Origin of the sequence: Saccharothrix sp. ALI-22-I (genome assembly GCF_001984175.1) — a bacterium.
In the GTDB taxonomy this organism is placed as follows: domain Bacteria; phylum Actinomycetota; class Actinomycetes; order Mycobacteriales; family Pseudonocardiaceae; genus Actinosynnema.
Genome location: NZ_MTQP01000059.1, coordinates 1 through 23677 on the forward strand (window position 1 = coordinate 1; position 23677 = coordinate 23677).

At 70.0% G+C, this 23677-nt stretch carries 25 protein-coding genes; 24 read left to right on the forward strand and 1 reads right to left on the reverse strand.

Features of this window, described 5'->3' with window-relative positions; translation table 11 throughout:
• From ALI22I_RS18310 to ALI22I_RS18425, 24 genes are all read left to right on the forward strand, one after another.
• On the forward strand, positions 1-1534 hold a 1534-nt coding region (locus ALI22I_RS18310; RefSeq protein WP_077006739.1), incomplete at its 5' end, for an alpha/beta hydrolase.
• Positions 1535-1891: 357 nt separating this feature from the next.
• A complete protein-coding gene (locus ALI22I_RS18315) occupies positions 1892-3235 on the forward strand; it encodes an ammonium transporter (RefSeq protein ID WP_077006959.1) in 1344 nt (447 codons plus the stop codon).
• Positions 3232-3570, forward strand: a complete 339-nt coding sequence (locus tag ALI22I_RS18320; protein WP_033437621.1) for a P-II family nitrogen regulator — start codon at positions 3232-3234, stop codon at positions 3568-3570. The genes ALI22I_RS18315 and ALI22I_RS18320 overlap by 4 nt, the downstream gene beginning before the upstream one ends.
• 23 nt (positions 3571-3593) lie before the next feature.
• Positions 3594-5963, forward strand: coding sequence for a [protein-PII] uridylyltransferase (locus tag ALI22I_RS18325; protein ID WP_238598433.1), 2370 nt, complete (start codon positions 3594-3596; stop codon positions 5961-5963).
• Positions 5964-6277: 314 nt separating this feature from the next.
• Entirely contained in the window at positions 6278-6820 is a 543-nt protein-coding gene (locus ALI22I_RS18330; RefSeq protein ID WP_238598434.1) for an AAA family ATPase, read from the forward strand.
• A gap of 55 nt (positions 6821-6875) precedes the next feature.
• A complete protein-coding gene (gene ffh, locus ALI22I_RS18335; RefSeq protein WP_077006742.1) occupies positions 6876-8414 on the forward strand; it encodes a signal recognition particle protein in 1539 nt (512 codons plus the stop codon).
• Positions 8411-9487: a metal-dependent hydrolase family protein gene (locus ALI22I_RS18340; RefSeq protein WP_179118273.1), complete on the forward strand. Its 1077-nt coding sequence runs from the start codon at positions 8411-8413 to the stop codon at positions 9485-9487. The genes ffh and ALI22I_RS18340 overlap by 4 nt, the downstream gene beginning before the upstream one ends.
• 168 nt (positions 9488-9655) lie before the next feature.
• Complete coding sequence (locus tag ALI22I_RS18345; protein ID WP_077006743.1) at positions 9656-10366, forward strand: CPBP family intramembrane glutamic endopeptidase; 711 nt, start codon at positions 9656-9658, stop codon at positions 10364-10366.
• Between the two features lie 9 nt (positions 10367-10375).
• A complete protein-coding gene (locus ALI22I_RS18350; protein ID WP_077006744.1) occupies positions 10376-11158 on the forward strand; it encodes a CPBP family intramembrane glutamic endopeptidase in 783 nt (260 codons plus the stop codon).
• On the forward strand, positions 11155-11922 hold the full coding sequence (locus ALI22I_RS18355; protein WP_238598435.1) for a LamB/YcsF family protein: 768 nt from the start codon (positions 11155-11157) through the stop codon (positions 11920-11922). The genes ALI22I_RS18350 and ALI22I_RS18355 overlap by 4 nt, the downstream gene beginning before the upstream one ends.
• Positions 11923-12075: 153 nt before the next feature.
• Complete coding sequence (gene rpsP, locus ALI22I_RS18360) at positions 12076-12516, forward strand: 30S ribosomal protein S16 (RefSeq protein WP_077006745.1); 441 nt, start codon at positions 12076-12078, stop codon at positions 12514-12516.
• Entirely contained in the window at positions 12513-12752 is a 240-nt protein-coding gene (locus ALI22I_RS18365; protein WP_015104447.1) for an RNA-binding protein, read from the forward strand. Before rpsP ends, ALI22I_RS18365 begins: the two co-directional genes overlap by 4 nt.
• Positions 12753-12762: 10 nt before the next feature.
• On the forward strand, positions 12763-13281 hold the full coding sequence (gene rimM / locus ALI22I_RS18370; protein ID WP_077006746.1) for a ribosome maturation factor RimM: 519 nt from the start codon (positions 12763-12765) through the stop codon (positions 13279-13281).
• Positions 13271-14005 (forward strand): tRNA (guanosine(37)-N1)-methyltransferase TrmD, encoded by a 735-nt coding sequence (gene trmD / locus ALI22I_RS18375; protein ID WP_077006747.1) that lies wholly within the window; start codon positions 13271-13273, stop codon positions 14003-14005. Before rimM ends, trmD begins: the two co-directional genes overlap by 11 nt.
• Positions 14006-14170: 165 nt before the next feature.
• Positions 14171-14530: a 50S ribosomal protein L19 gene (gene rplS, locus ALI22I_RS18380; RefSeq protein WP_077006748.1), complete on the forward strand. Its 360-nt coding sequence runs from the start codon at positions 14171-14173 to the stop codon at positions 14528-14530.
• Between the two features lie 34 nt (positions 14531-14564).
• On the forward strand, positions 14565-15467 hold the full coding sequence (lepB, locus tag ALI22I_RS18385; RefSeq protein ID WP_077006749.1) for a signal peptidase I: 903 nt from the start codon (positions 14565-14567) through the stop codon (positions 15465-15467).
• 16 nt (positions 15468-15483) lie between these two features.
• On the forward strand, positions 15484-16386 hold the full coding sequence (gene lepB, locus ALI22I_RS18390; RefSeq protein WP_077006750.1) for a signal peptidase I: 903 nt from the start codon (positions 15484-15486) through the stop codon (positions 16384-16386).
• A gap of 9 nt (positions 16387-16395) precedes the next feature.
• Positions 16396-17190: a ribonuclease HII gene (locus ALI22I_RS18395; protein WP_077006751.1), complete on the forward strand. Its 795-nt coding sequence runs from the start codon at positions 16396-16398 to the stop codon at positions 17188-17190.
• Entirely contained in the window at positions 17190-17513 is a 324-nt protein-coding gene (locus ALI22I_RS18400; RefSeq protein ID WP_033431454.1) for a DUF2469 domain-containing protein, read from the forward strand. The genes ALI22I_RS18395 and ALI22I_RS18400 overlap by 1 nt, the downstream gene beginning before the upstream one ends.
• Before the next feature lie 211 nt (positions 17514-17724).
• The gene (locus tag ALI22I_RS18405) at positions 17725-18078 is read left to right on the forward strand and encodes a YraN family protein (protein WP_077006752.1); all 354 of its coding nucleotides are present in this window, start codon (positions 17725-17727) and stop codon (positions 18076-18078) included.
• On the forward strand, positions 18078-19583 hold the full coding sequence (locus ALI22I_RS18410; RefSeq protein ID WP_077006753.1) for a YifB family Mg chelatase-like AAA ATPase: 1506 nt from the start codon (positions 18078-18080) through the stop codon (positions 19581-19583). The genes ALI22I_RS18405 and ALI22I_RS18410 overlap by 1 nt, the downstream gene beginning before the upstream one ends.
• A 205-nt stretch (positions 19584-19788) precedes the next feature.
• Positions 19789-20937: a DNA-processing protein DprA gene (gene dprA / locus ALI22I_RS18415; RefSeq protein ID WP_077006962.1), complete on the forward strand. Its 1149-nt coding sequence runs from the start codon at positions 19789-19791 to the stop codon at positions 20935-20937.
• Between the two features lie 33 nt (positions 20938-20970).
• Positions 20971-21948 (forward strand): tyrosine recombinase XerC, encoded by a 978-nt coding sequence (locus ALI22I_RS18420; protein WP_077006754.1) that lies wholly within the window; start codon positions 20971-20973, stop codon positions 21946-21948.
• Positions 21923-22933: a FliA/WhiG family RNA polymerase sigma factor gene (locus ALI22I_RS18425; protein ID WP_077006755.1), complete on the forward strand. Its 1011-nt coding sequence runs from the start codon at positions 21923-21925 to the stop codon at positions 22931-22933. Before ALI22I_RS18420 ends, ALI22I_RS18425 begins: the two co-directional genes overlap by 26 nt.
• Here the strand turns inward: ALI22I_RS18425 and ALI22I_RS18430 are convergent.
• Positions 22851-23456 carry a M23 family metallopeptidase gene (locus ALI22I_RS18430; RefSeq protein ID WP_083751823.1) on the reverse strand — a complete coding sequence of 202 codons (606 nt, stop codon included), beginning with the start codon at positions 23454-23456 and terminating at the stop codon, positions 22851-22853. The two genes, ALI22I_RS18425 and ALI22I_RS18430, sit on opposite strands and share 83 nt — an antisense overlap.
• Between the last annotated feature and the right edge of the window lie 221 nt (positions 23457-23677).

The following is a 23677-nucleotide window of genomic DNA, read 5'->3' on the forward strand; positions in this document are numbered from 1 at the left end:
GGGCCTGGTCCCCGGACCGGGCTCCGAGCCCGGCGAGGCGCGGCCCTACCAGCCCGGTGACGACGTGCGGCGGATGGACTGGGCGGTCACCGCCCGCATCGCCTGGCAGCCGTGCCCTGAGCTGGCCGAGGTGGAGTGCGGCACGCTGAGCCTGCCCATCGACTGGGCCAACCCGCGCGGCGAGAAGTTCGACCTCGCCGTGGCCCGCCGCAAGGCCACCGACCCGTCCAAGCGCGTCGGGATCATGGTCATCAACCCCGGTGGTCCGGGCGGTTCGGGCGTGAACTTCGCGCTGGCGGCGGCCGGCTACTTCAGCCCGGAGGTGCAGGAGCGCTTCGACATCATCGGCTTCGACCCGCGCGGTGTCGCGCGCAGTCAGCCGGTGCAGTGCTCGCTCGACGTGTTGCGGCGGCAGCCGTCGATCTACCCGACGAACCAGCAGCAGTTCGACACCCTCGCCGCGTACAACCGCGAACTGGCCGCGGACTGCCGCGCGCAGACCGGCCCGATGTACGACCACGCCGACACCGGCGCGGTGGTCAAGGACATCGACGCGCTGCGCAAGGCGCTCGGTGAACAGAAGATCAACTACTACGGCGTCTCGTACGGCACGCTCATCGGCCAGCAGTACGCCGAGGAGTACGGCCGCAACATCCGCGCCATGGTGATCGACTCGAACATGGACCACAGCCTGGGCACGTGGCGGTTCAACGAGACCGAGGCCAAGACCGCCGAGGACTCGTTCGGCGAGTTCGTGAAGTGGTGCGACCGCAACGAGTTGTGCGCCCTGCACGGTCAGGACGTCGGGAAGGTGTGGGACGACCTGCTCGACCGCGCCGACCGCGGCGAGATCGTCGACCCGTTCGACCCCGAGGTCAAGGTGACCTCCGAGGAGATCATCAGCGTCGCGTTCAGCTCGTTCTACGGCCCCAACTGGCAGTCGCTGGCGTCCTGGCTGGTCGACTTGGGCGCGGGCAAGGCGGCCCCGGTCGCCTTCGCGGCGGAGACGGCGCGCAACCCGTTCCCGGCCGTGTTCTGCCAGGACTGGGCGATGCGGGTGAAGAACTACCGCGAGTTCTCCGCCCTGGTGGACCGCGCCAACCAGATCGCGCCGCACATGCGCGGCTCGTCGCTGGGCCACTACGCCATCGCGGGCTGTATCGGCCTACCGGAGAAGGTCAACAACCCGCAGCACCGGTTGAAGATCAAGAACGCGCCGAAGATCCTGATGATGAACTCGCTCTACGACCCCGCCACCGGGTACGAGTGGGCGGCCAACGCCCACCGGCAGAGCCGTGACACCACGGTCCTGCTGACCTACGAGGGCTGGGGCCACGGTGTCTACGACCGCAGCGACTGCACGCGTGGCACCACGGACGACTACCTGATCAACCTGAAGACCCCGCGTGCCGGCGCCCGCTGCGCCGCGGTGGAGCCCCCGCCGGAGCCGACCGCGTCCCTTGGCACGGAGTCCTCGGACGCCAAGCCGGTGCCGACGGGTCCGGCCCCGGGCATCCCGGGCTGGCTCAAGTAAGAGCGTCACGACGAACCGGGGCCGCCTCCACCACCTGGTGGGGGCGGCCCCGGCCGGTCTGGCAGGCTCGACGCGACTGTGCGACGCCTGAGGGTCATACCCTCCGTGACCCACCGTCGCCGGTTCACTCCATGGGTCACACGAACCACCGCAAACGCGAGAGTCCCTCGCACGGTCCGTCACCGGGAATTCCGCCGCGACGGCGACTGATCGCGGGCGGAACGACTTGCTTCAAGCGGACGAAACATGGCTGTAACACCAGGGGTCGGACAGTTCACCTGCGCGAAACCTGAGGCGCAACCGCGCGAAACAGGACCTGCCGATGCTCCGTGCAACCGAAGCGCAGTGGAGGTCGACGTGGATACAGGGGACACCGCCTGGGTGCTCACCAGTGCCGCACTGGTGCTGTTGATGACGCCGGGACTTGCCTTTTTCTACGGGGGCATGGTCCGGTCGAAGAGTGTGCTCAACATGATGATGATGAGCCTGGGCGCAATCGCCGTGGTCGGTGTGCTCTGGGTGCTGGTCGGCTATTCCATGGCATTCGGCACCGATGTCGGTGCGGGTCTGCTCGGCAAGCCGTTCGAGTTCTTCGGCCTTGACGGCCTGCTGGCGGCTGACTCGCTCGCCGGCAAAATCCCGTCCACCGTGTTCGTCGCCTTCCAGGCGATGTTCGCCATCATCACGGTGGCCTTGATCTCCGGCGCGATCGCCGACCGCGCCCGCTTCGGGCCCTGGCTGCTGTTCGCCGGTCTGTGGGCGCTGCTGGTGTACTTCCCGGTCGCGCACTGGGTGTTCGACTTCGACGGCAAGGACGAGGCCGGCAACGTCATCGACCCGGGTGGCTGGATCGCCAACAAGCTGCTCGCCATCGACTTCGCGGGCGGCACCGCGGTCCACATCAACGCCGGTGCGGCGGGTCTCGCGCTGGCGATCGTCCTCGGCAAGCGCGTCGGTTGGCCGAAGGACCGGATGAAGCCGCACAGCCTGCCGCTGGTCGTGCTCGGTGCCGGTCTGCTGTGGTTCGGCTGGTTCGGCTTCAACGCGGGCTCCGCCCTCGGCGCCAATGGCCTCGCCGGCGTCACCTTCGTCAACACCCTGGTCGCCACCTGCGCCGCCATGCTCGCCTGGCTCGCCGTGGAACGCGTCCGCGACGGCAACGCCACCACGCTCGGCGCCGCGTCCGGCGTCATCGCGGGTCTGGTCGCCATCACCCCGGCCTGTTCGTCGGTCACCCCCCTCGGTGCCATCGCGATCGGCGCGATCACCGGCGCCCTGTGCGCCCTGGCGGTCAGCCTGAAGTACCGCTTCGGCTTCGACGACTCGCTCGACGTGGTCGGCGTGCACCTGGTCGGTGGCCTCTCCGGCACCATCCTGATCGGCTTCTTCGCCAGCTCCTCCGCTCCCGCGGGCATCGACGGCCTCTTCTACGGTGGCGGCGTCGACCAGCTGTGGCGGCAGGCCGTGGGCGCGCTCGCCGTGCTCGCGTACTCCTTCGTGCTGAGCCTCATCCTGGGCTACCTGGTCAAGCTGACCGTAGGCTTCCGGGCCGACGCAGAGGCCGAGGTGGCCGGCATCGACGAGGCCGAGCACGCGGAGACCGCGTACGAGTTCGGCAGCGGCCTGGGCTCTCGCAGCGGCAGCAAGTCCAGTGTCGCCGCCGGCGGCACTGCGGTGCTTGAGGGGAGCAACAAGTCATGAAGTTGGTCACCGCGATCATCAAGCCCTTCACCCTCGACGACGTGAAGGCATCCCTGGAGCAGCTGGGGGTGCTGGGCATGACCGTCAGCGAGGTCCAGGGCTACGGCAGGCAGAAGGGCCACACCGAGGTCTACCGCGGCGCCGAGTACGCCGTGGACTTCGTGCCCAAGCTCCGCATCGAGGTGCTGGTGGACGACGCCGCCGTGGAGAAGACCCTCGACGCCGTCGTGGAAGCCGCCCGCACCGGCAAGATCGGTGACGGGAAGGTCTGGGTGACCCCGGTCGACACGGTCATCCGGGTCCGGACCGGGGAGCGCGGCTCGGATGCCCTATAGGGATCCTCGGTAGGAATGTAGGAATGGGAGACGGCCGTATGGAGAACGCCGAGACGGCCGTCGTCACGGCTGACGACCTGGTGCGAGCACGCGATCGGCTGCTCGCGCCAGGTCGGCGCCGTTTGACGGGGGAGTCGCTGCGCGAGGCGCTGGTGGACCTGCACGAGTTCTGGCTCACCGCGCACGCCTCGCAGGCGGGTGTCGGTGGACCGGGCGGCGGTGTCGCGCTGGTCGCCGTGGGGGGTCTGGGCAGGCGAGAGCTGGTGCCCTATTCCGATCTGGACCTGCTCCTGGTGCACAACGGGCACAAGGGCGTGGACCAGATCGCCGAGAAGCTCTGGTACCCGCTGTGGAACTCCGGCATCGGCCTGGACCACTCGGTGCGCACGGTCGGCGAGGCGCTCCGCGTCGCCGCCGGTGACCTGCGCACCGCGTTGGGGCTGCTGGACATCCGCCACATCGCGGGCGACCAGGAGATCAGCCAACGACTGGCCGAGAGCGCGCGTCAGGCGTGGCGCACGGGGGTGCGCACGCGGCTGGACGAGATGGCCGAGTCGGCGTCACGGCGGTGGGCGCGCAGCGGCGAGATCGCGCACCGCGTCGAGCCGGACCTCAAGCACGGCCGCGGTGGGTTGCGGGACGTGACGCTGCTGGACGCGTTGAGCGCGGCGCAGCTGACCGACCGGCCGTCCGCCGAGGTCAACGAGGCCCGCAAGCTGCTGCTGGACGTGCGCACCGAGCTGCGCCGGGTGGCGCGCAAGCCGCGCGACGTGCTCCGCGCGCAGGACGGCGACGAGGTCGCCACCGCCCTGGGCCTGCAGGACCGCTTCACGCTGGCCAGGTCGATGTCGTCGGCCGCCCGCACGATCGTGTACGCGGTGGACGTGGCCATGCGGACGGCGCGTGCCGCCGTCCCCAAGCGCGGACTGGGTGTGTTCGCCCGGTCCCCGCTCAGACGGACCCCCGCCAGACGACCGCTGGACGAGGGCGTCGTGCTGCACGGCAACGAGGTGGCGCTGGCCCGTGACGCCATGCCCAGCCGCGACCCGGCCCTGCTGCTCCGCGTCGCCACGGCCGCCGCCCGCAGCAAGCACCCGATCGCCGCGGGCACGTTGGCCAAGCTCGCCGACTCCGCCCCCGAGCTGCGCCAGCCGTGGCCCAGAGAGGCCCGCGAGGAGCTGCTGGCCCTGCTGGGCAGCGGCATGGGCCTGATCGACGTGGTCGAGGCGCTGGACCGCACCGGTCTGTGGGGCAGGCTGTTCCCCGAGTGGGGCGCGGTGCGGGACCTGCCGCCCCGTGACGCCGCGCACACCTGGACCGTGGACCGCCACCTGGTGCAGGCCACCGCGCACGCGGCCCGCCTGGTGACCAGGGTGTCCCGGCCGGACCTGCTGCTGCTCGGCACGCTGGTGCACGACATCGGCAAGGGCAGGCAGGCCGACCACTCCGAGGTCGGCGCGGCGCTCACCACGCAGATCGCCGAACGGCTCGGCCTGTGGCCGCAGGACGTGGCCACGCTCACCGCCCTGGTGCGCCACCACCTCCTGCTCCCGCACACGGCGACCCGCCGTGACGTGGAGGACGAGACCACCGTGCACCGCGTCGTGGAGACCCTCGGCGGCGACCCGGTGCTGCTGGAACTGCTCTACGCGCTGGCCGAGGCCGACGCCCTGGCGACCGGGCCCGGCGTGTGGTCGGAGTGGAAGTCCTCGCTGATCAGCGACCTGGTCGCGCGCTGCCGGACGGCGATGGCGGGCGACCCGCTGCCCAAGCCGGAGCCGTTGGACCAGCGCCAGCAGGACCTCGCCCAGGCCGTGCTGAGCAGCGGCAAACCGGACGTGCTGATCGACCCGAACGACCACGCGGCCACCATCACGGTGGTCGCGCCCGACCGCCCGGGCCTGCTCTCCAGGGCCGCCGGTGTGCTGGCGCTCAACTCCCTCGAAGTGCACACCGCGACGCTGCGCTCCCACGAGGGGGCGGCGGTCGACGTGTTCACCGTCTCACCCAGGTTCGGTTCCCTGCCGGACGTGACGTTGTTGCGCGAACAGCTCACCAGGGCCGTGGACGGCTCCCTCGCGCTGGCCGACAAGCTGGCCGCGAAGGAACGCGACTACGGCGGCCCGCCGCAGGACCCGCCACCGCCGAGGGTGCTCTGGTTCGACGACGAGTCGACCGGCGCGGTGGTGCTGGAGCTGCGCGCGGCGGACCGGATCGGGCTGCTGCACCACGTCGCGGACGCGTTGGAGCAGTCCGGTGTGGACATCGTGTGGGCGAGGGTGTCCACATTGGGCTCCACGGTGGTGGACTCGTTCGCCATCACCATGCCGAAGGGCATCGACGGCAACCAGCGCCGCAAGATCGAACGGGCGGTTCTGCTCGCCGCCGGATAGCGCGGTCCACCGCCGGAAGTTGCGTAGCTCTACGCACAACCGACCACGGGTGCTCACGCTGCCACCGGGCCCCGTGCCACGGCAAGCTTTCAGCCATGGCACGGGGACGGACCCGCCCGACTGGGGGTGGGGCGGGGGGAGCGTCGCCACCGAGTGGTCGGAGGCGGCCCATCGAGGGGTTGGGCCGCCTCCGTCCCGCTGGTTCCCGCCTGGTTCCCGCGGACGCGGACCGTAGGTGTGATTTTTCGCAAACGATCACTGCGCCACTCGGCGGAACTCGTCGGCGTCCGAAACGTCTCTTTAGTATGGAAGCGATGACCGCAGTCGCCGTGAGGCCGCGCTCGCTGGTCGTGCTGGCCGGACTGCCGGGAGCGGGTAAGTCGACGCTGCTCGCCGCCGCCGACACGGATGGCGCGCCTGCCGTCGTGCTGGACTCCGACCAGGTTCGGACCAGACTGCGGAGCCTCTTCCCCAAGACCATGCCGTACCGCCTCTACCGACCGCTGGTGCACCTCGTGCACCGCACCCGCATCCTGTGGTTCGCGATCACCGCGCGCGGCCTGCTGCTGGTCCACGAACCGTCCACCCGCCCGACCACCCGCGCCGGCCTGGTCGCGGTGGGCGTGCTCACCAACCGGCCGAGGCACTTCCTGTGGCTCGACGCCAGCGCCGAGGAGGCGCTGTCCGGCCAGGTCCAGCGGGGCCGGCTGATCCGTTCCCGGTCGTTCACCCGGCACGTCCGCCGCGCGTCCAGGCTCCGCACCCGCTTCGCCGCGGGTGTGCCGCCGCGCGGCTGGCAGGGCCTGACCCTGCTGACCCGCGAGGACCACCTGCGGCTGTCCGTGACGCCGGCGTGAACGGCTACCCTAAGAGCCAGGAACCCACCGACGACGTGCGAGGTCTGGCGGCAACGTGTTCAACACCCTTTCCGACCGGCTCACCTCGGTCCTGCAGAACCTGCGGGGCAAGGGGCGGCTGTCCGAGGCCGACATCGACGCGACCGCGCGCGAGATCCGGGTCGCGCTGCTGGAGGCCGACGTCGCGCTGCCCGTCGTGCGCACGTTCATCGCGAAGGTCAAGGAGCGGGCCAAGGGCTCCGAGGTCAGCCAGGCGCTGAACCCGGCCCAGCAGGTCGTCAAGATCGTCAACGAGGAGCTGGTCGGCATCCTCGGCGGGGAGACCCGCAGGCTGAACCTGGCGAAGAACCCGCCGAGCGTGATCATGCTCGCGGGCCTCCAGGGCGCCGGCAAGACGACCCTGGCGGGCAAGCTCGCCAAGTGGCTCAAGGGCCAGGGGCACACCCCGATGCTGGTGGCCTGCGACCTGCAGCGCCCGAACGCGGTCACCCAGCTCCAGGTGGTCGGCGAGCGCGCGGGCGTGCCCGTCTTCGCCCCCGAGCCGGGCAACGGCGTGGGCGACCCGGTCGACGTGGCCCGCAAGGGCATCGAGGAGGCCAAGCGGGCCCAGTACGACATCGTGCTGGTCGACACCGCGGGCCGCCTCGGCGTGGACGAGGAGATGATGCGCCAGGCCGTCGACATCCGCGCCGCCGTGCAGCCCGACGAGGTGCTGTTCGTGGTCGACGCGATGATCGGCCAGGACGCGGTGAACACCGCGACCGCGTTCTCCGAGGGCGTCGGCTTCACCGGCGTGGTCCTCACCAAGCTCGACGGCGACGCCCGCGGTGGCGCGGCGCTCAGCGTCCGCGAGGTCACCGGTCAGCCCATCCTGTTCGCCTCGAACGGTGAGAAGCTGGAGGACTTCGACGTCTTCCACCCGGACCGGATGGCGAGCCGGATCCTGGGCATGGGCGACATGCTCACCCTGATCGAGCAGGCGGAACAGGCGTTCGACGCGGACCAGGCCGAGGCGGCCGCGGTCAAGATGGGCTCCGGCCAGCTCACGCTGGAGGACTTCCTGGAGCAGATGCTGGCCCTGCGCAAGATGGGCCCGATCGCGAACCTGCTGGGCATGCTGCCCGGCGCGGGCCAGATGAAGGACCAGCTGGCCAACCTGGACGAGAAGCACCTGGACCGGGTCCAGGCGATCATCCGCGGCATGACCCCGGCCGAGCGCGACGATCCGAAGATCATCAACGCGTCCCGCCGGCTGCGCATCGCCAACGGCTCCGGCGTCCGGGTCAGCGATGTGAACGACCTGGTCAACCGCTTCTTCGAAGCGCGCAAGATGATGAGCCAGATGGCCGGCCGCTTCGGCCTGCCGGGCGGCGGTGGCAAGAACACCCGCAAGGGCAAGGGGAAGAAGGGCAAGAAGGGCAAGGGCCGCGGCCCGACGCCGCCGAAGATGCGCGGCGGGTTCCCCGGCATGCTCCCCGGCGGCATGCCCGGCATGCCCCCTCAGGGCGGCGGGCACGAGCTCCCGCCCGGGCTCGGCTCCCTCGACCAGCTCCCACCCGGCTTCGACCCGTCGAAGCTGAAGTTCGGCAAGTGACCGGTCTGCACCTGCGGGGCGTCGTCCTGCCCGAGGGCGGCGACCCGCGGGACATCTGGGTGGTCAACGGCCGGATCCGCACCCGACCGGTACCGGGCGCGACGACCGTCAGCACCGGGGGCTACCTGGTCCCCGGCCTGGTGGACGCGCACTGCCACGTCGGTCTGGGCGCCCACGGCACGGTGGACCTGCCCGAGGCGGTCGACCAGGCCCTCACCGACCGCGATGCGGGCACGCTGCTGATCCGGGACTGCGGCTCGCCCCTGGACACCCGGCCGTTGCAGGAGCGCCTGGACCTGCCCCGGATCATCCGCGCGGGCAGGCACCTGGCCAGGCCCAAGCGGTACATCAGGTACCTGGGCGTCGAGATCGAGGACCCGGCCGACCTGCCGTCGGCGGTGGCCGAGCAGGTCGCGGAGGGCGACGGCTGGGTCAAGCTGGTCGGCGACTGGATCGACCGCGAGACCGGCGACCTCGCGCCCCTGTGGACCGAGGACGTCCTCACCGAGGCGATCAAGGTCGCGCACGAGAACAAGGCCAGGGTCACCGCGCACGTCTTCGGCGAAGAGGCCCTGCCCGCCCTGCTCAACGCCGGTATCGACTGCATCGAGCACGGCACGGGCCTGACCGACGAGACCATCGACCACATGGCTCGCAACCAGACCGCCCTGGTGCCGACCCTGATCAACATCGAGAACTTCCCGTCCATCGCGGCCGGCGCGGAGAGGTACCCGAGCTACCAGAGCCACATGAGGCACCTGCACGCGCGCAACACCGAGACCATCGCCAAGGCCGTCGAGGCGGGCGTCCCGGTGTTCGCGGGCACGGACGCGGGCGGCGGCATCGAGCACGGCCGCATCGTGGACGAGATCCAGGCGCTCACCCAGGTCGGCATGACACCGGACCAAGCCCTGGGGGCGGCCTCCTGGGCCGCGCGCGAGTGGCTCGGCTTCCCGTCGCTCACCGAAGGCGCGGCGGCCGACATCGTGGTCTACGACGAGGACCCGCGTGCGGACCTCGACACCCTGCGGCACCCGAAGCTGGTCATGCTGCGCGGCCGAATCCACGGTTGAGCCGTCGTCGGGCACACGTGGCGACCACGTCCGACCAGTAGGGAAACCCGTGATCCGGTGGGCCGGCGAGAATTCTTCCGCCGCCCCGCGACCGCCCTGCCGCCGTCAGGGTGATCTTGACCTGCCTCGGGGAGCACCTCGGCACCGCGGACCACTACGTTCGGACGAGTGGAGGAACAGCAGGCCCAGGACACCGGCCGAGCGCACTGGGGTTTCCTGGCGTTCTTCACCGGCCTGGCGGGCTACCACATCGCGACCCTGGTCTTCACCGCCGCGACCGCCGACCGCTTCGCCGAAGTGGACATCACCGATCCACCGGTCCTCGGCCCACTGCTCCTGCTCGTCTTCCTGCCGAACCTCCTGCTCGGCCTCGGCCCCGCCGTCGTCTCGTGGGCCAGGGGCAGCGGTCCGAACACCGACTTCGGCCTGATCCCCACCGCACGAGACTTGAGGGTGGGTCTGGCCGCCGGCGGCACCGCCCTTTTAGCCGCCTGGCTTCTGGGCACCCTGTTGTTGCGGATCAACCCGGACCAATCCAGCTCACTGGAGCAGATCGAAGCTCTATCGGGGGGCCGCACCGTCTGGCTCGCGGCGGCAGCGCTGTTCGTCTTCCTCGGCGCGCCGCTGACCGAAGAACTCCTCACCAGGGGAGCCCTATGGCAAGCACTGGCCCACTACAAGATCCCGAGGATCGCGATCCTCGCGCTCACCGCGCTCATCTTCGCGTTCCTGCACGAGGAGAGCTGGCGCATGATCAGCCTCTTCGCCCAGGGCCTCGCGATCGGCGCGGCCCGCATGATCACCGGCCGGGTGGCCGGGAGCGTCGTCGCGCACGCGACGAACAACCTGCTGCCCGCCGTCTACCTCTACACCGGCTGATTAGGGTGGATGGCTGTGACACCACCGGATGAACCTCCGACAGGCCTGATCGCCAGTGTCCGCGCGGTCGGGCGGGGGCCGGAAGCGGTGCGCGTCGGTCAGCGCTGGGGCTTCGGCGCGTTCCTGCTCGTGGAAGCGGTGTTCATTCTCAGTGCGGTGTTCATCACCGCCCTGGCCCGCACCTCGGGCACGGACATCGGCAGCTCGGTCTCGTTCATCCTGATCGGTTCGATGGTGCCGACGGTGCTGGCCGCCGCCGTCGCCGTCACGGTCACCTACCTGCGCGGCAACGGCCCGTTCCAGGACCTGCGGCTCGGCTGGGAGTGGGCGGACGTCAAGATCGGCCTGAAGCTGGGCGCGCTCGGCCTGCTGCTCACCTACGTGGCCGCGGTCATCTGGTCGAGGCTGGTCGGCGACAGCAACGCCACCTCCGCCATCAGCGAGCTGGTGGACGGTGCGGGCCTGCCCCTGGCCGCCGCCATCGTGATGTTCCTCTACGTGTGCTTCCTGGGCCCGGTGTGCGAGGAGATCATCTACCGCGGCCTGCTGTGGGGTGCGGTCGAACGGCAGAACTGGAGCCGGTGGGCGGCGTTCGTGCTCACCACGCTGATCTTCGCGGCCAGCCACCTCGAACCGCTGCGGACGTCGCTGCTCATCGTCATCGCCATCCCCATCGGCATCGCCCGCCTCATCACCCGCAGGCTCACCGCGAGCGTGGTGGCGCACGTGATCAACAACTTCCTCCCCGGCCTGACCCTCCTGCTCGTCTCGGTCGGGGTGATGCCCTCGTGAACACCGGCGTGGTCGACCTCAACAGCGACCTCGGCGAGGGCTTTGGCATCTGGCGCCTGGGCGACGACGAAGCCCTCCTCGACATCGTGACCAGCGCGAACGTGGCCTGCGGCTTCCACGCGGGCGACCCGTCGACCATGCGCCGGGTCTGCCGGCAGGCGGCGAGCCGCGGCGTGGCCGTGGGCGCCCAGGTCTCCTACCGCGACCTGGCCGGCTTCGGCCGCCGCTTCATCGACGCCGACCCGGCCGAACTGGCCGACGAAGTCCTGTACCAGATCGGCGCGCTGGACGCCTGCGCCAAAGCGGCGGGCACCAAGGTCGAATACGTCAAACCGCACGGCGCGCTCTACAACGCCACCGTCCACCACGACGCACAGGCCAAAGCCGTGGTGGACGGCGTCAAGGCGTTCGGCGACCTCCCCGTCCTCGGCCTGCCCGGCTCCCGCCTGCTGCACCACGCCGAACGCGCCGGCCTGCGCCCGGTCCGCGAGGCGTTCGCCGACCGGGCCTACACGCCGGAGGCCACCCTGGTGCCCCGAACCCAGTCGAACGCCGTCCTGACCAGCACGGACGCTGTCCTGGCCCAGGTTCTGCGGCTCGCCGAACACCGCGAACTGGTGGCCACCGACGGCACCGTGCTCAAGGCCGAAATCGACTCCATCTGCCTGCACGGGGACACCCAGGGAGCCGTCGAACACGCCCGGAAAATCCGGGGGGCACTGGCGGGAGCGGGCATCCCCGTGGCCCGATTCGTGCCTGAGTAGACCCGTCTGGCAGAATGGTTGGTTGTTCGCCGAGGTCGGTCCCTCTCACCGTGCCGTGGCGCCCCAGACACTGGGCTTTCACCACCCGTGCCCCACTCGGGTGAGGAATGCCCGCACCTGAGCACATCGAGAGCACGAGGAGCACCCACACCCGTGGCCGTCAAGATCAAGCTTCAGCGGCTTGGCAAGATCCGTCAGCCGTACTACCGGATCGTCGTCGCCGACGCCCGCGTCCGCCGCAGCGGCAAGGCGATCGAGACGATCGGCAAGTACCACCCCAAGGAAGAGCCGTCGTTCATCGCGGTGGACAGCGACCGCGCGCAGTACTGGCTGGGTGTCGGCGCGCAGCCGACCGAGTCGGTCCAGCGCCTGCTGGAGATCACCGGTGACTGGCAGAAGTTCAAGGGCCTGCCGGGCGCCGAGGGCACGCTGAGGGTCAAGGAGCCGAAGACGAGCAAGGCGGAGCTGTTCGCCGCCGCGCTGGCCGCCGCCGGCGATGCCCCGTCGACCGACGCGACGACGCCGAAGAAGAAGTCGGCGAAGAAGGCCGCCGACGCCGAGCCCGCTCCCGAGGCCGCCAAGGACGAGGCGTGAGTTTGTTGGCTGACGCTCTCGAACACCTCGTTCGAGGCATCGTCGACCACCCGGACGACGTCCGGGTGAACCTGGTCACGACTCGGCGCGGTCGCACGCTGGAGGTGCACGTCCACCCGGACGACCTCGGCAAGGTGATCGGCCGCAGCGGCCGCACCGCGACCGCGCTGCGCACCGTGATGGCCGGTATCGGTGGTCGTGGCGTGCGCGTCGACGTGGTCGACACCGATCGCTGAACGCGCGCACATGGACGTCGTCGTCGGCCGAGTGGCCAAGGCGCACGGGATCAGCGGCGAGTTGGCCGTCGACGTGCGCACGGATTCACCCGAGACCCGGTTCGCGCTGGGCACGGTGCTGACCGCCAAGCTGCGCGACGGCACGTCTCGCAACCTCACCGTCGCAGCCGCCCGGAACCACTCCGGGCGGCTGTTGGTGCGTTTCGAGGAAGTGCTGACCCGCGACGTGGCCGAGACGCTGCGCGGCACGTTGCTGCTGGGCAGCACGGAGGACCTGCCGCCCACCGGCGACCCGGACGAGTTCTACGACCACGAACTCGAAGGGCTGACCGCCGAACTGACCGACGGCACGAAGATCGGCACCGTGCTGGAGATCCTGCACGGACCGGGCGGCGAGCTGCTGGTCGTCAGGCGCGAGAACGGTGACGAGACCCTGGTGCCGTTCGTGCGCGAGATCGTGCCCACGGTGGACGTGCCCGGCAAGCGCGTGGTGCTGGACCCGCCCGAGGGCCTGCTCGATGCGGATTGACGTCGTCACGATCTTCCCGGAGTACCTGGACCCGCTCCGCGCCGCCCTGCTCGGCAAGGCCATCGACAAGGGCCTGATCAGCGTCGGCGTGCACGACCTGCGGAACTGGACGCACGACGTGCACAAGGCCGTCGACGACAGCCCGTACGGTGGCGGTCCGGGCATGGTGATGAAGCCCCAGGTCTGGGGCGACGCGCTGGACGAGGTCTGCACCCCGGCCACGCGCCTGATCGTGCCCACGCCCGCCGGCCGGCCGTTCACCCAGCGGCTGGCCCACGAGTACGCCGCCGAGGAGCACCTGGTGTTCGCCTGCGGCCGGTACGAGGGCATCGACCAGCGGGTCGTGGACGACGCGTCCCGGCGGATGCGCGTGGACGAGGTCTCCATCGGCGACTACGTCCTGGTCGGCGGCGAGGTGGCGGTCCTGGTGGTGGTCGAGGCCGTGGTCCGGCTGCTGCCGGGCGTGCTGGGCAACCCGAAGTCGGCCGCCGAGGACTCGTTCTCCGACGGCCTGCTGGAGGGTCCCAGCTACACCCGTCCCGAGGTGTGGCGCGACCTCGCCGTGCCGGAGGTGCTGCGCTCGGGCAACCACAAGGCGATCGACCGCTGGCGGCGTGACCAGTCGCTTCGCCGGACCCGCGAACGCCGCCCGGAACTGCTCGACGCCCTCCCCGAGGGCGCGCTCGACAAGCACGACCGCAAGCTGCTCGACGGGCTGGACTAGGGCCGATTTCGTACCGCCGCCCCTCGTCTGGCACACTGGACAGGTTGCTGCACCCGGTTCAACTCATCCGGCGTGCGCTAGGCCCGCCCCCGCGCGTGTGTAAGTTGAGATAAGCCGCGCCTTGGGGGAGTACGCAATACACGTGAGGACGAGGACGGACCACCGATGAACACCCTGGACGCTCTTGACGCCCAGTCGCTGCGCTCCGACATCCCCAGCTTCCGGCCGGGCGACACGCTGAAGGTTCACGTCCGCGTCATCGAGGGCTCCCGCGAGCGGGTCCAGGTGTTCCAGGGCGTCGTGATCCGCCGCCAGGGCGGCGGCATCCGTGAGACCTTCACCGTTCGCAAGGTCTCGTTCGGTGTCGGTGTCGAGCGCACCTTCCCGATCCACTCCCCGAACATCGCCGAGATCGAGGTCGCCTCTCGCGGCGACGTCCGCCGGGCGAAGCTGTACTACCTCCGCGACCTGCGCGGCAAGGCCGCCAAGATCAAGGAGAAGCGCGAGGCCAGGCCGGCCTCCTGACGGCTGGTTCACGCGCTACCAGTAGCCTGCCCACGTGGCAGATCCCGTGCACCGCTCCGCTGACGAAGACGGTCAGGAACCCGCAGCCGAGTCCACTCCGGACTCGGCTGCGGGCGGCAAGAACAAGAAGGACAAGAAGAAGCCCCCGCTCTGGCGCGAACTGCTCGTGCTCGGTGCCACGGCGCTGGTCCTCACCATCCTGATCCAGACATTCCTCGCGCGGGTGTACGTGATCCCGTCGCAGTCGATGGAGGAGACCCTCCACGGCTGCCCCGGGTGCAACAACGACCGGGTGCTGGTCGACAAGCTGGTCTACGACTTCACCGAGATCGAACCGGGTGAGGTCGTGGTGTTCCGCGGCCCCGAGAGCTGGGGCAACAACGACTTCACCTCCGGCCGTTCGGACAACCCGATCGTGGCGGGCATCCAATCGGTGGCCTCGCTGATCGGTCTCGCGCCGCCGGACGAGCGCGATTTCGTCAAGCGCGTCATCGCCACCGGCGGGCAGACCGTCGAGTGCTGCGACGACCAGCACCGGGTGCTGGTGGACGGCAAGCCGCTGGACGAGCCGTACATCTACTGGCAGCCCGGCACGTCACCGGAGAACCACGACCCGTTCGAGAAGGTCACGGTCCCCGAAGGCCACCTCTGGGTGATGGGTGACAACCGCACGAACTCCACCGACTCGCGCAAGCAGGGCGGTGGCGGCGAGGCGGGCACCGTGCCGGAGGACAACGTCATCGGCAAGGCACGCGTGATCGTGCTGCCGCCTTCCCGCTGGCAGGGCATCGGCGACCACAACCCGCAGGCCCTCGCTCTCGGCGCGCCCGCGTGGCAGGGCGCGATCCCGGCGGGCGCCGGTCTGGCCGCGGCGTGGCCGGTCCTCTTCTTCGGACGGAAGCTGCGCAGGCGGTTGACCAGGGCCTCACAGCCCTGATCGGTACGCTGACGGGGTGGTAGACGTCGCACCGTCCCGGGGCACCTCCGACGAGGGGGACCCGGAGCACGAGGACAAGGTCGAGCAGTGGCGCGCCCGCGCGCGCAAAACGGCCAAGCGCAAGGGCTCGTTCTGGAAAGAGCTGCCGATCCTGATCGGTGTCGCGGTGGTGCTCGCGGTGCTGATCCAGTCGTTCCTGGCGAAGGTCTACATGATCCCGTCGGAGTCGATGGAGCAGACGCTGCACGGCTGCTCCGACGGCTGCTTCGGCGACCGGGTGCTGGTGGACAAGCTGACTTACGACTTCAGCGAGCCGGAGCCCGGTGATGTCGTGGTCTTCCACGGGCCCGACAGCTGGATCAACCAGGACTTCGTGGCCGCCGAGCCGACCAACCCGGTCACCAAGGGGCTGCAGGGGCTGGGTTCGCTGCTGGGGTTCCCGTCGGCGAACGAGGAGGACTTCGTCAAGCGGGTCATCGCGGTCGGCGGGCAGACGGTGAAGTGCTGCGACGACCGCAACCGGGTGACGGTGGACGGGAAGGCGCTGGACGAGCCGTACCTGTACTGGGCGCCGGGGCGCAGCACCGTGCAGGAGTCGTTCGCGGACCTGACGATCCCCGAGGGCTACCTGTTCGTGCTGGGTGACAACCGGAACGACTCGTGCGACTCGCGGTGCCAGGGCGACGGCCGCGAGGGTGGTCTGGTGCCGGTGGACAACGTGGTGGGCAAAGCGCGGGTGATCGTGCTGCCGCCGGCCCGCTGGCAGGGCGTGGGCGACCACAACCCGCAGGTCGTGGCCATCGGCGCGCCCGCGTGGCAGGACGCCCTGCCGGTCGGCGCGGGCTTCGCCGCGGCGTGGCCGGTGCTGCTGTTCGGCAAGCGAGTGAGGGCGCGTTTTCGGAGTTCGCGACTGAGATAGGGTCGGAGGGTGATCCGCAAGCCGCCTCGTGTCCAGGTCCGGCAGACCGCGGGCATCTGGGCGTTCGAAGCCGCGCTGGACCGGCGGGGTCTCGGTCCGGTGGCCGGGGTGGACGAGGCTGGTCGCGGTGCGTGCGCGGGGCCGCTGGTCGTGGCGTCGTGCGTGCTCAAGCCCGGTGACGGGGCGAAGTTCGACGGGCTCACCGACTCCAAGCTGCTCACCGCCGCCGCGCGGGACCGGATGTACGACCTGGTGCTCAAGCGCGCGCGTGACTACGCGGTGATCGTGATCCCGGCCGCCGAGGTGGACCTGATCGGCGTGCACGTGGCGAACATCGAGGGCATGCGGCGTGCCGTCGCACGATTGGGTGTACATCCCGGGTACGTCCTGACCGACGGTTTCCCGGTGCCTGGCCTCACCGCGCCGAACATGCCGGTGGTCAAGGGCGACCGGGTGGCCGCGTGCGTGGCGGCGGCGTCCGTGCTGGCCAAGGTCACCCGGGACCGGATCATGACCGGGTTGCACGAAGAACTGCCCGTCTACGGGTTCGACGTGCACAAGGGCTACAGCACCCCCGAGCACACGGCGGCGCTGGCCGAACACGGCCCGAGTGCGCAACACCGCTGGTCGTATGCGAACGTGGCGGCCGCGGCGCGCCGGCACGGGTTGGAAGCGCCGCACAGGGTGGCGCGCGGCGTGGTTGCCGCCGCCGTGGTCCAGAATGGGACAACCCCGCAGACCAGCGGTGGCAGGCTCGCGACGAGGAGGGGCGCGGATTCGATGATTACCCGCGCGGAGGCGTAATGAGTGCAGAGGATCTCGAGAAGTACGAGACCGAGATGGAGTTGTCGCTGTACAAGGAGTACCGCGACATCGTCAGCCAGTTCTCGTTCGTCGTGGAGACCGAGCGGCGGTTCTACCTGGCCAACTCGGTGGACGTGCAGGTCCGCAACGCGGACGGCGAGGTCTACTTCGAGGTGCGGATGTCGGACGCGTGGGTGTGGGACATGTACCGCCCTGCCCGGTTCGTGAAGAATGTCCGGGTAATCACCTTCAAGGACGTCAACGTCGAGGAGCTGGACAAGCCCGAGCTCAGGCTGCCCGAGGACGGTCCGTTCAACTCCTGATACCCGCTAAGTCGCAGGGGCCTGCCTCAGGGCGGGCCCCTTTGCGTCTCTTCGTGCTCTTACGGCCTCGGCCCCATACCACCTGACACCGACAATCCGCCCGCCGCCATCCACAGCCCACCGAGTTGTCCACAGCCGGCGAACCGCTGGTAGCCACCCCTCCACCACGTCGGCAAGGTCGAACCAAGACCGATTCCGACAGGGGTGGAACATGAACACGGCGACCGACCTGGGCAGGCGCGGCGAGGACGCGGCATGCCGGTACCTGGAACACCAGGGCCTGTCGATCCTGGCCCGCAACTGGCGCTGCGACGAGGGCGAACTGGACGTCATCGCCACCGACGGCACCCGGCTGGTGGTGGTCGAGGTGAAGTGCCGTTCGGGCACGACCAGAGGTACGCCCCTGGAAGCGGTGACGCCGGACAAACTCGACCGGGTCCGCAAATCGGCCCTGCGCTGGCTGAGTGCCAACCGGATCGGCCGGGTGGAGATCCGCTTCGACGTCATCTCGATCGAATGGCCGCCGGTCGGCCAGGTCCGCCTGCACCACCTGCGAGGTGTGTGATGGCGCTGGCGCGAACGTGGTCGGTGGCGTTGTTCGGCGTGGACGGCGTCCCGGTGGAGATCGAGGCCGACGTGGGCGTCGGAACCGTCAAAACCCAGCTCCTGGGCCTCCCGGACGCTGCCCTGCACGAGTCGAAAGACCGGGTGAAGGCAGCCGTCAGGAACAGCGGCCACGACTGGCCGTCCCAACGCGTGACCCTGGGCCTGTCCCCGGCGACCCTGCCCAAGAACGGCTCCGGCTACGACCTGGCCATCGCCTGCGTGGTCCTGGCAGCCGCCCAAGCCATCCCAGGCGAACGCCTGGCTCACACCGTCCTCCTGGGTGAACTGGCCTTGGACGGCCGAGTACGCACCATCAGGGGCGTCCTACCGGCCTTGCTCGCGGCCAAGCGAGGCGGCCTGACCCAAGCGATCGTCCCCGTAGCCACCCTCCCGGAAGCGGCCCTGGTAGACGGCGTAACCGTCCTGGGCGCCGCAACCCTGACCGACGTCCTCGACTGGCTGGACGGCAAGGAGACCCTCCACCACACCACCCCACCCACCCCAGCCCCACCCCCGGACGGCCCGGACTTGGCCGACGTCATCGGCCAACCGGAAGCAAGGTGGGCCCTGGAGGTAGCCGCAGCCGGCGGCCACCACATCCTCCTGACCGGCCCACCAGGCACCGGGAAGACCATGCTGGCCCAACGCCTGGCCGGCCTCCTCCCGCCACTCTCGATGGAGGAGGCCCTCGGAGTCACGGCCGTGCACTCCATCGCCGGCCTGCTCACGCCGGAGGCTCCACTGGTCTCCTCACCACCGTTCGTCTCCCTGCACCACTCGACGTCGGTAGGCGCCCTGGTCGGAGGCGGTGCCGGCTTGGCCAAGCCCGGCGCGATGAGCCGAGCCCATCGAGGGGTGCTGTTCCTGGACGAGGCGCGCGAGTTCGGAGTGTCGAAGCTAGAGGCCCTGCGCACGGCTTTGGAGGAAGGCGAGGTCCGCCTGGCCAGGCGTGACGGGATTACTCGCTACCCGGCCAGGTTCCAGTTGGTGATGGCCACCAACCCGTGCCCTTGTGCGCCGCCGAAGGACATCGACTGCATCTGCTTGCCCGCGGCCAGGAGACGGTACGAGACCAAGCTCTCCGGTCCGCTGCTGGACCGGGTGGACCTGAGAGTGACGATGCGCCCACTGACCGCTATGAGTCGCGAATACGTAGTCGAACCTGAACCCACCGCGACCGTCCGCGAACGTGTGCACAAGGCCAGAACGAGAGCAGCGGAACGCTGGGCGGAACACGGCTGGTTGACCAACGCCGAAGTTCCCGGCCCGGTGTTGAGAAGGGAGTTCGCCCTTCCCCGCGAGACGACGTCCGTTCTCGATCGCGCACTCGCCAAGGGCTCATTGACAGGCCGTGGGTCCGATAGATGCCTGCGAGTCGCCTGGACCCTGGCCGACCTGGCAGAAGTCGCCCAACCCACAGAAGACCACGTAGCCGCAGCCCTGGTATTCCGAGAGCGCAGATGATCATGACTACACAGCAGACGCAGTCCAGCCAAGCCCCGTCCCACACCGCGCCGCCGGCCGTGCGCTCACCGATCGCGCCGACCTCAGCCCCACCCTGGCCAATCGGCGCCGGCAAGTTGCTAGACCTGACTACTCACCTCGATCCGCCCGGATCGGTCTTCGGCTGTGGGGCGCGGAGGTCGGCTGGCGAGTGGTGGGGGTGGCCGTGAGTACGGACGAGATCCGGTTGGCTCGGGCCTATCTGTCCCGGGTGGCTGAGCCGCCGGCTGCGGCGCTTGTCGGGTTTGTTGCCGAAGTGGGGCCGGTGCGGGCGGCGGAGATGGTTCGGGGTGGGGAGGTGCCTGCTGCGGTTGACAGTCAGACTTCGGCTCGGCGGGGGCTGGATCAGGCGGAGAAGGATCTGGAGGTTGCTGCCAAGGTCGGTGGGCGGTTGTTGGTTCCTGAGGATGACGAGTGGCCTCGGTGGCCTTTCAACGCCTTGGCCATTGCCGCTGCCAACGGGTTGCGGTGTGGGTTGGAGCCGTTGGCGTTGTGGGTTCGGGGGGAGTTCAGTCTTGCCGCGATCACCGAGCGGGCGGTGGCGGTGGTGGGTAGTCGGGCTGCTTCGGGGTACGGCCAGCACGTTGCGGGGGAGTTCGGGTACGGGTTGGCCGAGGCCGGGGTCACGGTGGTGTCGGGCGCTGCCTATGGGATCGACGGTGCTGCTCATCGGGGCGCGATCACAGGTGGCGGGTTGACGATCGCTGTCCTGGCTTGCGGGGTCGATGTCGCTTATCCCGCTGGTCACCGGGCCTTGCTGGAGCGCATTCCCGGCCAAGGGCTCCTGGTGAGTGAGTACCCACCAATGCACACGCCGGCGCGTCACCGGTTTCTCACCCGGAACCGGCTCATCGCGGCACTGGCGGAGGGGACCGTTGTCGTCGAGGCTGGTCAGCGCAGCGGGGCCAAGAACACGGCGGCGTCCACGGCGGCGCTCGGGCGGGTGCTGATGGCGGTTCCGGGTCCGATCACCTCGGTCAGTTCGTCGGGTTGCCACGAATTGCTGCGGTCGGGTGCCGCGTTGCCGGTGACCAGTGTCGCCGAGGTCATCGAGTCGACCGGGCGGCTCGGCGTCGATCTCGTCGAGGCCACTCGGAACACCGATACCGGGCCGCCGCAGGGTGACGCGATGCGGGTGTTCGAAGCCTTGGGGTTGACGTTCGGGTACAGCCCGGAAGCGATCTCCGTGGAGTCCGGCGTCGAGCTGCCGAGAGTGCGCGCGTTGCTCCCACAATTGGAACTGGCCGGTCTCGCTCAACGCGTCGAAACAGGATGGAAACGCTCTCAGGAAGGGAGTTGGCGTGGCGATACTTGACCAAGAGCGTTCGAGGGCGCAGCGTCAGGGGCTATGTCCCCGCCGCCGCCCGCTCGGACACGTCGTGTCGATCTCGTCCGCCTCCGTCGTGGGCTGCCCGGCGACGTGGCGACGGCCCTGGACCGCTACGAACGCCACCTCGCCATGGAACGCGGGCTCTCCCCGCACACCGTTCGCGCGTATCTCGGCGACGTGGTCGCCCTGTTGGTCCACTTAGCCGAAGGCACGCCCGACAACGCCACCGTGGAAGCGATCGACCTGCCGGGATTGCGGTCCTGGCTGGCTTCCCAGCACTCCGCCGGCGCGAGCCGGACGACGATGGCCCGGCGCGCCGCCTCCGCCCGGACGTTCACCGGGTGGGCGTCCCGCAACGGCCTGCTCGCCGCCGATCCGGGCCCGCGACTCGCCGCACCCCGACCCCACCGGACCCTCCCCTCGGTGCTGCGTCCCGACCAGGCCGGCGCGGCGATGGCAGCGGCGGAAGTAGGCGCGGAACAGGGCGATCCGGTTGCGCTGCGTGACCAAGCCGTGGTGGAGTTGCTGTACGCAACAGGGGTCCGGGTCGCCGAGTTGTGCGGTCTCGACCTCGACGACGTGGACTACTCCCAAAGGGTGATTCGGGTTCTGGGCAAGGGCAGTCGCGAACGCACCGTGCCGTTCGGCGTTCCGGCCGAACGGGCGCTACGGCGCTGGGTGGAACACGGTCGATCGGCGCTGGTCAATAACCGTTCACAAAGGGCACTCCTGCTCGGTGCGCGAGGTGGCCGGTTGGACCCCCGTACCGCCAGGAGGGTTGTCCACGATGTAGTGGGTGCGGTCCCTGGGGCGGCCGACACCGGGCCTCACGGCCTGCGCCACTCCGCGGCCACGCACCTGTTGGAAGGGGGAGCCGACCTGCGCACCGTCCAAGAGCTTCTTGGTCACGCTACGCTCGCAACCACTCAGCTCTACACACACGTCACCGTCGAACGGCTGAAGGCGATCCATGACCGAACCCACCCCCGCTCCTGACGTCGCAGGGGGAGGTTCGCGGATCGCAACCGTGACCTCTCCTTCCGCCGCGCACGTCGGGACCTCGTCGGCGGCGCGTACCCCGACTGGGACGAACGGTCACCGCGTCGAAGGTGAGCCACCGCTCGACGACCCACCGCGCAACGGGCACGCCGCACCCGTCATCGCCGGTAGACCGGCGCACGCGGCGTCCGAGTCGCGCACCGCCGACGACGTGGAAGCCGGGATCATCGCGTTGTGGCACACCTACGGCGAATCACGCCGGCGGGCTCTGCGGGACCGGCTCGTGCTGCACTACGCGCCGCTGGTGAAGTACGTCGCCGGCCGGGTCGGCACCGGTCTGCCCGCGCACGTGGACGTGGCGGACCTGATCCAGTCCGGCATCTTCGGCCTGGTCGACGCGATCGAGAAGTTCGAGCCCGAGCGCGGCCTGAAGTTCGAGACCTACGCGATGCAGCGCATCCGCGGCGCGATCCTCGACGACCTGCGCTCCCAGGACTGGGTGCCGCGCTCGGTCCGCAGCCGGGCCCGTGACGTCGAACGGGCCCTGGAACGCCTCGGCGGCCGCCTCCAGCGCACCCCGACCGACCGCGAGCTGGCCGCCGAGCTGAAGATCGGCCTCAGTGAGCTGCGCGAGCTCTACGCCCAGCTCCAGCTGACCAGCGTGGTGGCGCTGGACGAGCTGATCGCGGCCGGCCGCAGCACCGGCGGTGCGGGCTCGTCGCTGGCCGAGTCCCTGCCCGACGAGGGCGCCGTGGACCCGATCGCGACCCTGGTCGACCAGGACAGCCGCCGCCAGCTCGCCGACGCGATCGCGCAGCTCGCCGAGCGGGACCGCGTCGTGGTCACCCTGTACTACTTCGAGAACTTGACGCTGGCCGAGATCGGCAAGGTCCTGGGCGTCACCGAATCCCGCGTGTGCCAGCTGCACACCCGCGCGGTCCTGAGGCTGCGCACCAAGCTGAACGAGCAGTTGGAAGCGTAAGCCGATCCACTCTCGGCAGGAGTCGGACGGGACCGGCGGCCACCAACCGCAGCGGGTCCACGTAGGCACGGACGGGGGACACGCGCAGCGCACCCCAGTGCAGGCAGGCCTCCGCAGGGCAGCCCTCGTGGCCTGACTGGAGCGTGCCGACGCGCTCACCTCGGCGCACGACCTGCCCCCGGCGCACGGTGGGCTCGACCGGCTCGTACGTGGTCCGCAGGCCGCCCTCGTGCAGCAGCGAGATCACCGAGCGGTCGGCTACCGGACCCGCGTGCAGCACCACCGCGTCGGCGGCGGCCAGGACGGCCGCGCCCGGTGGGGCGGCCAGGTCCACCCCTCGGTGGCCGGGCGCGTACTCGGTGGCCGGGGCCTCGAAGGCGCGGACCACCTGATGGGGTGGTGCCAGGGGCCAGGCGAAGCGTGGTGGACGGGCGGCCCGCGCGGGACCGCCCAGCGGCACCAGCGGTAGCGTCATCAACGTTGTCAAGGCCAGGACCAGCAGTGTTCGCATCGTGGGAGTCATGGGTCCAGCGTCGCGGCCCGGACCGGGGGCTACCAGTGGCTTCTCCGCGACTGTGGACAACTCACGGGGCTGTGGACAACTCCGGGGCCGATTCGATGTTCTCCCGCCGTCCGGCGTACACTCGGTACGCGGCCCGTGTGAGTGCGGGACGACTTCGCGTGCCAATGCAGACTCGACCCGTTCCGTGGTCGAGTCGCGGCGTCCGGCGGTCCTGAGGCGAG